Origin of the sequence: Lysobacter sp. 1R34A (assembly GCF_051217035.1) — a bacterium.
GTDB lineage: Bacteria > Pseudomonadota > Gammaproteobacteria > Xanthomonadales > Xanthomonadaceae > Lysobacter.
This window is the reverse complement of the sequence record NZ_JBPKJP010000118.1, coordinates 1-10,591: the sequence shown is the minus strand read 5'-3', so window position 1 is coordinate 10,591 and position 10,591 is coordinate 1. Positions and strand designations below refer to the sequence as shown.

Annotated in this window: 6 protein-coding genes; 5 read left to right on the top strand and 1 reads right to left on the bottom strand. The window is 69.2% G+C overall.

Annotated features, from left to right (window positions below; genetic code table 11):
* Positions 1-88 precede the first annotated feature (88 nt).
* Complete coding sequence (locus tag ACSAMQ_RS18230) at positions 89-826, top strand: serine hydrolase (protein WP_435397018.1); 738 nt, start codon at positions 89-91, stop codon at positions 824-826.
* Positions 768-1,532 (top strand): M15 family metallopeptidase, encoded by a 765-nt coding sequence (locus tag ACSAMQ_RS18225; protein WP_435397017.1) that lies wholly within the window; start codon positions 768-770, stop codon positions 1,530-1,532. The genes ACSAMQ_RS18230 and ACSAMQ_RS18225 overlap by 59 nt, the downstream gene beginning before the upstream one ends.
* Positions 1,533-1,806: 274 nt before the next feature.
* Here ACSAMQ_RS18225 and ACSAMQ_RS18220 read toward each other — a convergent pair whose 3' ends face one another.
* Positions 1,807-2,898: a serine hydrolase domain-containing protein gene (locus tag ACSAMQ_RS18220; protein WP_435397016.1), complete on the bottom strand. Its 1,092-nt coding sequence runs from the start codon at positions 2,896-2,898 to the stop codon at positions 1,807-1,809.
* Positions 2,899-3,206: 308 nt separating this feature from the next.
* On the opposite strand from ACSAMQ_RS18220, the gene ACSAMQ_RS18215 reads away from it, so the two are divergent.
* From ACSAMQ_RS18215 to ACSAMQ_RS18205, 3 genes are all read left to right on the top strand, one after another.
* Complete coding sequence (locus ACSAMQ_RS18215; RefSeq protein ID WP_435397015.1) at positions 3,207-3,674, top strand: MarR family winged helix-turn-helix transcriptional regulator; 468 nt, start codon at positions 3,207-3,209, stop codon at positions 3,672-3,674.
* A gap of 143 nt (positions 3,675-3,817) precedes the next feature.
* Complete coding sequence (locus ACSAMQ_RS18210; RefSeq protein WP_031373027.1) at positions 3,818-4,243, top strand: organic hydroperoxide resistance protein; 426 nt, start codon at positions 3,818-3,820, stop codon at positions 4,241-4,243.
* Between the two features lie 550 nt (positions 4,244-4,793).
* Positions 4,794-10,591 (top strand): autotransporter domain-containing protein (locus tag ACSAMQ_RS18205; protein ID WP_435397014.1); only part of this gene is annotated, 5,798 nt, incomplete at its 3' end.

Here is a 10,591-nt window from a genome sequence, read left to right as displayed (position 1 = left end):
CCTTCGGGCCGACCAGCATGGCGCCGATCGGGAAGCCGCTGCCGAGCGCCTTGGCCAGGGTCACCACATCCGGCACGACCTCGTAACCGTGGCAGGCGAACAGGCGCCCGCGCAACGCGAGGCGGTGTGGCGGCAGCAGATGGCGATGACGGTGTCGAAGCGGCAGCGCGAATGGAGCCGCACCCATTTCGCCGCCTACGGTTACGGCTGGCGGCTCAGCGACGCCGATGGCTTGCTGAAGGTCTCGCACACCGGCACCCTGATGGGCATGTACTCGCTGGTGACGATGCTGCCCGAGCGCCGCAGCGGCTTCGTGGTACTGATCAACGGCGAGGCCGGCGAGGCGCGCAGCGTGCTCGATCAGGTCCTGAGCGAGCGCTACACGACGCCGGCCCGGACGCGTTCGGTCGCCTATTACGCCGATGCGCTGGAGCGCGAGGCGCAGGCGCCGGCGGCGAAGCGCGCGCCGGACACCTCGAAGCGCACGGCGATAGCGCCTGCGGCGCTGCGCGGTCGCCTGGGTCTGTATCGCGACCCGTGGTTCGGCGAGGCTACGGTCTGTGCGCGCGACGGGCAGGTCGAGTTCGCCGCCCGCAAGTCGCCCTTGCTCGCGGGTAAGATCGTGAGCGTCGGCAAGCGCCTGCTGGTCGACTGGAGCGCGGACGAAGTTGACGCCGAGGCCTGGCTCGACTTCGCGGCTGCGGCCGACGGCGCCGTCACCCTGACACTGGCCAAGGTCGATCCCGATGCCGATTTCAGCTACGACTATGAAGACCTGGCGTTCGTGCGGGTCGGCGATTGCCCCGGGGGCGAGAGCCGCCCTTGAGTTGGCCCTCGTCCTGGCGCTGAGCGCCTGCGCCGCCGGGCCCGCGCCGAAACCGCACAGTGTCGCCCCGCAGCTGTCGCCGGCGACCGATGCCGCCGCCGCGGGCATGGTCGAGATCCGCTCGCTGGTCCCGGACATATCGCTGGACATCCGTTACGCCGGCCGCGACAACTTCATCGGCCGTCCGGTCGAGGGCTACCAGGCGCCGGGCTGCTATCTGCACGAACCCGTCGCCCAGGCCCTGGCCCGGGTCGAACGCAGCCTGCGGCCGCAGGGCTTGAGGCTGCGGATCTACGACTGCTACCGGCCGGTGCGCGCGGTCCGGGACTTCGTCGCCTGGGCCGGCGACCTCGACGACCAGCGCAGCAAGCCGCAGTACTACCCGAACCTCGACAAGCGCGTGCTGCTCGGCGACTACATCTCGCCGACCTCGGGCCACAGCCGCGGCGCCACCTTGGACCTGACGTTGCTGGAGCTGCGCGACGACCGCTTCGAACCGATGGACATGGGCACGCCGTTCGACTTCTTCGACGAGACCGCGAACACCGCCTCGCCGAACGTCGATGCGCGGCAGCGATCGAACCGCGAACGGCTGCGCGAGGCGATGCGCCGCGAGGGTTTCGAGAACTATCCGCTGGAGTGGTGGCATTACACCTACAAGCCGGAGCCGACCCCGCAAACCGCGTTCGACTTTCCGGTGAGGTGAGCGGACGAGCTGCTGGTTCTCTGCTGTTTACGCGACGAGGCGAGGTGAGCCCGTTCGGTTCTCGGCATGGCGCTGCGATCGAGGCACTCGTACCTGTTGTTCGCCTTCCTCCCGACCCCTCTCCCGTGAACGGACGAGGCGCGTGGAGCGGACGACTATCGTCCGCTCACCTGCAAGCGAGAGGGCGGCTCAGAGCCGACGGCTTTAATCCACGCTTGCACAAGCGGGAGAGGGCCAGGCTGAGAGCAATGCGCAACCTCGACCGACGACGCCCTCAGCGATCGGGCTTCGCATCCGGCAGATACAGCTCGGCGATCCGCAACGCCAACCGATACGGTTCGGGATCGTTGCGGTTGCTCAACAGTACGACGCTCAGGCGCCGCTGCGGATAGCGCACGATCACGTTGCGAAAACCGATGCTCTCGCCGGAGTGCCACAGGGTCTCGCCGGTGATGCGCCAGCCGTAGCCGTAGGCGACCTCGGCCAGGTCGGTGGGGGTGTGCGCGCTGAAGGCCAGGTGCCGCGATGCGCCGCTGAGCAAACGATCGTCGTACCAGGCCGCATCCCAGCGGGCCAGGTCGTCGATGGACGAATAGATGCCGCCGTCGCCGAGCACGGCGCTGGTCGGGCTCTGGTCGGTGCGAGTCCAGCGGCCTGATTCGAAACTGTAGCCATAGGCGCGGTGCGCGACCTCGGACACGCCACGTTCGTAGGCGACGGTGTCGCGCATGCCCAGCGGCAGGAAGATCCGCTCGCGCAGGAAACCGGCGAAGCTTCGCCCGGACGCCTTTTCGACCGTCAGCGCGAGCAGGGCATAACCGCTGTTGCTGTAGCGATAGGCCTGGCCGGGGGCGAAGTAGGTGCGGTCCTGGCCTTCGAGGACGCGCAGCACGTCGCGATCGTGCATCTGCCGGTCGCGGTCGTCGAACTCCGGCGGCATGACGTCCTCGTAGTCGATCAGGCCCGAGGTATGGCTGAGGAGCTGGCGGATCGTGATCGCATCGGCGGCCTTCGGCAAGGAGGGCAGCCAACGCTTGATCGGGTCGTCGAGCCCGAGTTTGCCGTCTTCGGCGAGCAGCAGCACTGCGGCGGCGGTGAACTGCTTGCTGACCGAGGCCAGGCGGTAGTTGGTCCGAGGCGTCGCCGCAGTGCCGTCCTCGACCACCGCACGCCCGTAGCCGCGCCGCACTATCGGCCGGCCGTCGTGCAATACCAGCAGGGAGGCGCCGGGGCCGTCGCCCGTGTAGTCGCGCATCAGGGCGTCGACGCGTTCGGACCGGGCGAGGTCGCGGTCGGAGACCGACGGTGCGCCGGCGCAACCGGCGAGCAGGGCGGACAGCCCCAGGGTCAGGGTGATCGTTCGCATCGGTCGATAGTGCGACAGGGCGTGCGCGGCGGGAAGTGTCTTGTCGCGATGCAAGACTGCGTTACTGACATGCCGCCGTTCCCGCCAAGGCGGGCTCCGCTTACCTCGGCGGAGCCGAACGCCCAGGGCTTATTGGGGCACGGCCATGAAGTCTCTGGATCTCCGCCTCCGGGGGATGACGCGGAGGGCGCTGTAGCCCTGCCAGGTGCGCGCCGCGCAGGATTCACCCCGCCACCGGAACACTCCAGACCCGCTGCAGCGCTTATCAGTGCTTGCTATTAAATAGCGCGCTATGTAAATTGGCGGCCATGAAGAAGCCCACCGCCCGCGCCAGACCGCCGCAGCCGAGCCTGCTGCTCGACGAGCAGCTGTGCTTCGCCCTGTATTCGACCAGCCTCGCGCTCAACAAGGTCTATCGCAAACTGCTCGGCCAGCTCGGCCTGACCTATCCGCAGTACCTGGTGATGATGGTGCTGTGGGAGCGCGACGAGCTGACCGTGTCGGAGATCGGCGAACGCCTGTTCCTCGACTCGGCCACCTTGACGCCGTTGCTCAAGCGGCTCGAAGCCGCCGGTCTGGTCACGCGCACCCGCGCCGCCAGCGACGAGCGACAGGTCATCATCGAACTGAGCAGGGCCGGACGCGCGCTGAAAACCAAGGCCCAGGGCATTCCGCAAGGAGTGTCGTGCGCGGTCGAGGGTTGCTCCTACGAGCAACTGGCGCTGATCAAGCAACAACTCGAAAGCCTGCGCGAGAGTCTGATCAGAAACAGCTGAGCGATACCGGGTCGAACGATGCGGACGCGCAAGCCAGCCGCATCGCCCGCATCCGTAAACAGTACGAAATCCGTAGTTGTCCACATGTTCCAGGCGGGCCTGCCGCCCGCCGCCGTCCATCCAACCCCCACCGGAGTTCCATCATGTCGATCGAAAAAGTCCTCTACACCGCCCACGCTCACGTCACCGGCGGCCGCGACGGCCGCGCCGTCTCCTCCGACAACGCGCTCGACGCCAAGCTGACCACGCCGCGCGAACTCGGCGGTGCCGGCGGCGACGGCACCAACCCGGAGCAGCTGTTCGCCGCCGGTTACTCGGCCTGCTTCATGGGCGCGCTGAAGTTCGTCGCCGGCCGCGAGAAGATCGCGCTGCCCGCCGACGCGGCGATCGACGGCAGCGTCGGCATCGGCCAGATCCCGACCGGCTTCGGCATCGAAGTCGAACTGAAGATCTCACTGCCGGGCCTGCCGCGCGAACAGGCGCAGGCGCTGGTGGACAAGGCCCATGTGGTCTGTCCGTACTCCAACGCCACCCGCGGCAACATCGACGTGACCTTGACCTTGGTCTGACCGATCACGGCGATCCCGTGCCGGCCGCGATGCGTCCGGCACGCCGCCCAGGAGGATAACGGCCCGGCCGCGCATGCAGCCGGGCCGCTTTCGTTGCCGGCCTGTCTCGATGACGATGCATCCGTCCGTGCACCTGCACGGTGAGTTTCGGTGAGCTACATACAGCTGCCTGAATACGGGTGAGCGAACGTGAGTTCGCAATGCAGGCCGATCAATAAACTGCTACGCGATCGCACAGACTCGCCATGGCGTTTCGTTCTCTGCTGTCGCGAATCGGCTCACCCGCTGCACGTTGTCGATCATCGCTGTCGTTCGTAACTGTCGAAACAGGATCTCGTCGTTGTCGGATGGCCGGGCCAGCGCCCGGCCTCGTCGTTGGCACGGGCGTGACGCCGTTGTAATCGAAGGTCCTCGTCCTTCGATCGTCCCCGTCGTGCCGGCTTTGGCTAACGGAGGAACGGTTATGCCCGCAGATGCGCGTCGTCGTCTTCGCCTACATCCCCTCAGCCGCGGCATCGCACGAGCGATCCCGCTGCTGATCGCTTTGCAGATGTTCGCCGGCCAGGCCCAGGCCGCGTGCACGCCGGCCGTGCCGGCCGACGGCGCCACGGTCAGCTGCACCGGTGTGCCGATCCTGCTGCCGCCGAATCCGAACAGCTTCCTCAGCAACGCCAACAACCTCGACGTCACCGTCCAGGCCGGCGCGATCATGAGCACGCTGCCGGGCGGCACCGCGATGACCTTGGGCGGCACCGGCCTGACCCTCAACAACCTCGGCGCCATCGACGCCAATGCCGCCGGCTCGCTGGTGCTGGCGCGTGCGCTCGCGGTCGGCAACCTGATCGCCCCGACCAGCGGCAATGTCGTCATCAACAACCAGGGATCGATCGAAGGCACCTTCGACGGCACCTTCGGCCTCGGCGGCACGGCGATGCTGGTGGCCAACAGCGGCGCCACCACCGTTACCAACAGCGGCTCGATCGGGATGAGCGCGTTGGGTCTGTTCGATCCGGTCAATTCGGTCGCGGTCGCCATCTACGGCGGCGGCAACGTCAACTTCACCAACACCGGCACGATCACCGGCCGCGTCGCCTTCGCCAGCCCGGGCAGCGGCGGCAACGTCTTCGTCAACGCCGGCACGATCAACGGCAGCGTCTCGCTCGGCACCGCGCTCAGCAACGACACCTTCGTCGCGGTAACCGGCTCTTCGCTCGGCAACCCGCTGATTCCGCTGCCGCCGGTGACGATACCCACGCCGACCCTGCCGCCCGGGCTGCTGACCTTCGCCGCGACCGGCACGGTCGATGCCGGTGTCGGCGCAATCGACACCCTGGTGCTGCAGAACACCATCGCCGGCCCGGGTTCGGGCACCGGCGGCAGCGGTTCGATCTCGGCGCTGCAATACCTCAACTTCGAAAACCTGACCGTCAACAGCGGCACCTGGACCTTGAGCGGCGCGGTGGTTAGCGGCAGCGCGACCCTCAACGGCGGCTTGTCGATCTTCGACAACGCGCTGGCCTTCGGCAGTGGCGCCTTGACCGCGAACGGAGGTGCGATCCAAGCCTCGCTGCCGGGGCTGACCCTGGCGCAGAACGTCAACCTGACCGGCGGCTTGATCGTGCAAGGCCCTAACAGCCTGAGCCTCGGCGGCACCGTCAGCGGCGCCGGCGGCCTGATCAAGAACGGCACCGGCACGCTGTCGCTGCTCGGCAGCAACCACTTCAGCGGGGGCCTCGCGCTCAACGCCGGCGGTCTCACTCTCGGCAGCGCCGGCTCGCTCGGCACCGGCCTGTTCCTGGTCGGTGGCCCGGCGACGCTCAACAGCGCCTTCACCGGTACCTTGACCAACCAGGTGCAGCTCAACGGCGCGCTGAGTCTCAATGGCGCCGGCACGCTCACGCTCGCCGGCAACGTCAATGGCGCCGGCAGTCTGACCCTCAACAGCGGCGCGCTGGCGCTGACCGGCAGCAACAACTACAGCGGCGGCACCGTGCTGCAGGCCGGTTCGATCGATGTCGGCAACAACAGCGCGCTCGGCACCGGCACCCTGACCGTCAACGGCGCCGGCTCGCTCACCGGCGCGGCCGGCGTGACCCTGACCAACAACCTGGTGCTCAACAACACCCTCAACTTCGGCGCCGGCGGCGGTGGCGGCGCGTTGACCCTCAACGGCACGATCAACGGTGCCGGCGGTCTCAGCCTCGCTGGCGCGCCCGGGCTCACGCTCAACGGCAGCAACAATTTTTCCGGCGGCTTCAATCTCGGCGGCGGCGCACTGACGGTCGGCAGCAACACCGCTCTCGGCAGCGGCGCGGTGACCGTCAGCGGCGCCGGCACGCTGGACGCCAACACCGCGCTCAGTCTCGGCAACAACTTCAATCTCAATGCCGGGCTCGGCATCCTCGGCAGCAACGACCTCGCTCTCAACGGCAGCCTCGGCGGCCTCGGCGGCCTGACCAAGAGCGGGGCGGCGACCTTGAGCCTGGGCAACGCCAATGCGTTCGCCGGCGGCATCAACCTGCTCGGCGGCGGACTCAGTGTCGGCACCAACACCTCGCTCGGCCTCGGTACCTTGACCGTCAACGGCGCGGCGAATTTCACCTCCACCGCGGCGGTCAGCCTCGGCAATGCGGTGGTGCTGAATGCCGACCTCGGCATCGGCGGCGCCAACGACATCGGTTTCGGCGGGCCGATTTCCGGCGCCGGCGGTTTGGACTACGCCGGCAGCGCCACCTTGAGCCTCAACGGCGCCAACACCTTCGGCGGCGGTGTCGGCCTGGCCGGCGGCAGCCTCAGCGTCGGCAACCACCTCGCCCTCGGCACCGGCTCGCTCGACGTCAGCGGCGATGCCGGCCTCAGCGCCGGCGTGCCCGGCATCGCGCTGGCCAACGCGGTCAATCTCGCCGCCGGCACCACGCTCGCCCTGAGCGGCGCCAATGCGCTCGCGCTCAACGGCACCATCGCCGGCGACGGCGGTCTGTCGATCAACGGCAGCGGTGCTTTCACCCTCGGCGGCAGCAACAGCTTCGGCGGCGGCGTGTCGCTCGCCTCAGGCAATCTCCTGCTAGGCGCCGATGCGTCGCTCGGCACCGGCACGCTCGACGTCGCCGGCAACGCCAGCCTGGCCAGTACCGGAGCGGCCTTGAACATCGGCAACGCGATCAACCTCGGTGCCGGTGCCGGGCTCACCCTCGGCGGCACGGCTGATCTGAGTTTCGGCGGCACTATCGGCGGCGCCGGTTCGTTGATCAAGACCGGTGCCAGTGCAGTCTCGCTCAACGGCGCCAACAACTTCGGCGGCGGCTTCGACCTGCAGGCCGGCACCCTCAATCTCGGCACCGATACCGCGCTCGGCAGCGGCGCGCTGTCGGTCAACGGCGCGGCCACGCTCAATGCCAGTACCGCCTTGAACGTAAGCAACGCGATCAACCTCAACGCTGCGCTGAGCATCGGCGGCGCCAACGATCTCGCCCTCGGCGGCACCATCGGCGGGGCCGGCGGCTTGAGTTTCAACGGCCCGGCCACGCTCACGCTGAGCGGCGCCAACGTCTTCAACGGCGGCGTCGCGCTCGGCGGCGGCACCCTCGCGGTCGGCTCAGACCTCGCTCTCGGCAGCGGCGCGCTCAACGTCGGCGGCAACGCCGGCCTGACCGCCAGCGCGCCGAACATCGCCTTGACCAATGCGGTCAACCTCGGTGCAGGTACGACGCTCGCCATCAGCGGTGCCAACGCACTCTCGCTCGACGGCAGCATCGGCGGCGCGGGCGGCCTGGCGATGAACGGCACCGGCACGCTCGAACTCGGCGGCGCCAACCTGTTCGGTGGCGGCGTTGCGCTCAATGCCGGTACGCTCGGCGTCGGCAACAACCTCGCCCTCGGCACCGGCACGCTCAGCGTCGGTGGCGATGCCGAACTCACCGCAACCGCGCCTGCCATCGCCCTCGGTAATGCCATCACCTTGGCCAGCGGCGCGCAGCTGGGCATCGGCGGCAGCAACGACCTCGTGCTCAACGGCAGCATCGGCGGCCCCGGCGGCCTGGCCTTCGACGGCAGCGGCACCCTGACGCTCGGCGCCGCCAACACCTTCGGCGGCGGTTTCGAACTCGATGCCGGCACGCTCGCGCTCGGCAATTCCGCCGCGCTCGGCAGCGGCGCGCTGAGCATCGGCGGCAACGCCAACCTCAGCGCCGCGGTCGCCGGCATCGACCTGGCCAACGCGGTCGAGGTCGACGCCGGCACCGCGCTCAGCGTGACCGGCACCAATGCGCTGACCCTGAGCGGCTCGCTGATGGGCAGCGGCACCCTGATCAAGGCCGGGAGCGCCGCGCTGACTCTCAACGGCAATGTCTCCGGTTTCGCCGGCGGGCTGTCGGTGCAGGGCGGCACCCTCAACGTCGGCAATCCGATCACCGCCGGCTTCGCTTCCGCCGCCGGCACCAGCGCCAACTTCAGCGGCGGTGCCGACCAACTCAGCGCGGCCGGCGCGATTGCCGGCGCGGTGGATCTCGGCGGCGGCGACGACCGTTTCTACAGCAGCCTGGCGAACCTGGCCGGCATCACCGGAGCGATCAACGCCGGCGCCGGCAGCGACACCTTCGCCGTCGGCGGCAGCGGCGAGGGCAGCCTGCCCTGGGCCTCGCTGGCCGGCTTCGAGCAGCTCGACCTCGCCGCCGGCGGCAGCCTGATCCTGCCCGCCGGCGGCACCGCCAACTTCGCCGGCAGCGCCATCGCCGGCAACCTGGTACTCAACGGCACGCTCGCGGGAAATGCCGCGATCGCCGCGGGCGGCGCACTGATTGGGGACGGCGCGTTGACCGGCGCGTTGACGCTCGGCGGTACCCTCGCGCCGTCCGGCCTGGCCGGGGCGACGGGTGCGGCCGGCGGCAGCGGGTCGGTCGGCGCGTCGCTCAATGTCGCCAGCCTGGGTTTCAATCCGGGCGGTACCCTGCAAGTACGCCAGACCAGCGCCGGCGTCACCGACAGCGTGGTGGTCGCAGGCACGGCGAGCTTGAACGGCGGCCAGGTCGTGGCCATTCCGCAGGCCGGCAGCTACGCGCCGGTCACCGACTACCGCATCGTCGATGCCGGTGCCCTCAGCGGCGCCTTCACCGGCGTGTCGCAGACCGCTTTGCCGTTCCTCGACGCGACTCTGGTGACGATCGGCAGCGACGTGTTCCTGCGCCTGAGCGAACACGACGCCGGCGGCACCGGCATCCGCTTCAATCAGTTCCCCGGCCTGAGCGGCAACCAACAGGCGGTGGCCAATGCCTTGCAGACCATCGCCGACGCCGACAGCGGCCAGCTGCCGACCCTGATCGCGGCCGCGCGCGGCCTCACCGCGGCGCAAGCGCCGCGCGCCTTCGACACGCTCAGCGGCGAGACCTACGCGTCGATCGCCAGCGCCCAGCGCTACAACGCCGAGCAACTGCAGCGCAGCGTCGCGCGCCAGCTCGACCGGGTGCGCGATGCCGGGGTCGAGGACGAGGCCACCCTCGGCACCCTGTGGGCGACTGCGTACGGCGGCCGCGCCGAGTTCGACGGCGAAAGCCTGGCCGGCATCGACAATTCGCTGGCCGGTTTCGCGATGGGCCTGGACGGTTCGCCCGGCGCGAACTTCCGCTTCGGCGGCCACGTCGGCCTGGCTCACTCGAAGATGGAAACCGACCGCCGCGACGACCAGGTCGAAGCCGATCTGTTCAACGTCGGCATCCAATGGCTGTATGCGCCGGGCGGGTTCTGGACCCAGGGCGCGGTCGGCTACAGTTACGCCAGCTACGATGCCGAGCGCGAGATCGTGGCCGGCACCTTCAACACCCGCACCGATGCGCATTTCAGCGGCGACGGCGTGTACGGCCTGCTCGAAGCCGGCTGGCGCTGGGACGGCGCGAGCCTGCGCGTCGAGCCCCTGCTCGGCGTGTACTACAGCAAGCTCGAAGCGATCCGTTTCAGCGAGCGCGGCGGCGGCGACGCCGACCTCGTGGTGAGCAGCGACAGTTTCGACGCCACCACCGCCGGCATCGGCGTGCGCTTCTCCGGCATGCCTGGGCAGACCGAGCGCAAGTGGCGGCCGACCGCCGACATCCGCTACCTGCACGACCTGCAGGACGACCGGCCGTTCGCCCGCAATGCCTTCGCTGGCGCGACCGTGCCCGACTTCGGCGTCAACGGTTTCGCCGCCGAGCGCAATCGCTGGAACATCGGCCTGGGCCTGTCCTACCGGCTCAGCCCGGTCAGCAGCGGCTTCATCGAATACCGCGGCGACCTCGGCAGCGACGATCGCGCGCATTCGCTCAACCTGGGGCTGCGCCTGGGCTGGGGCGGCACGCCCGCGGTCGCCGCGGCGCGCGC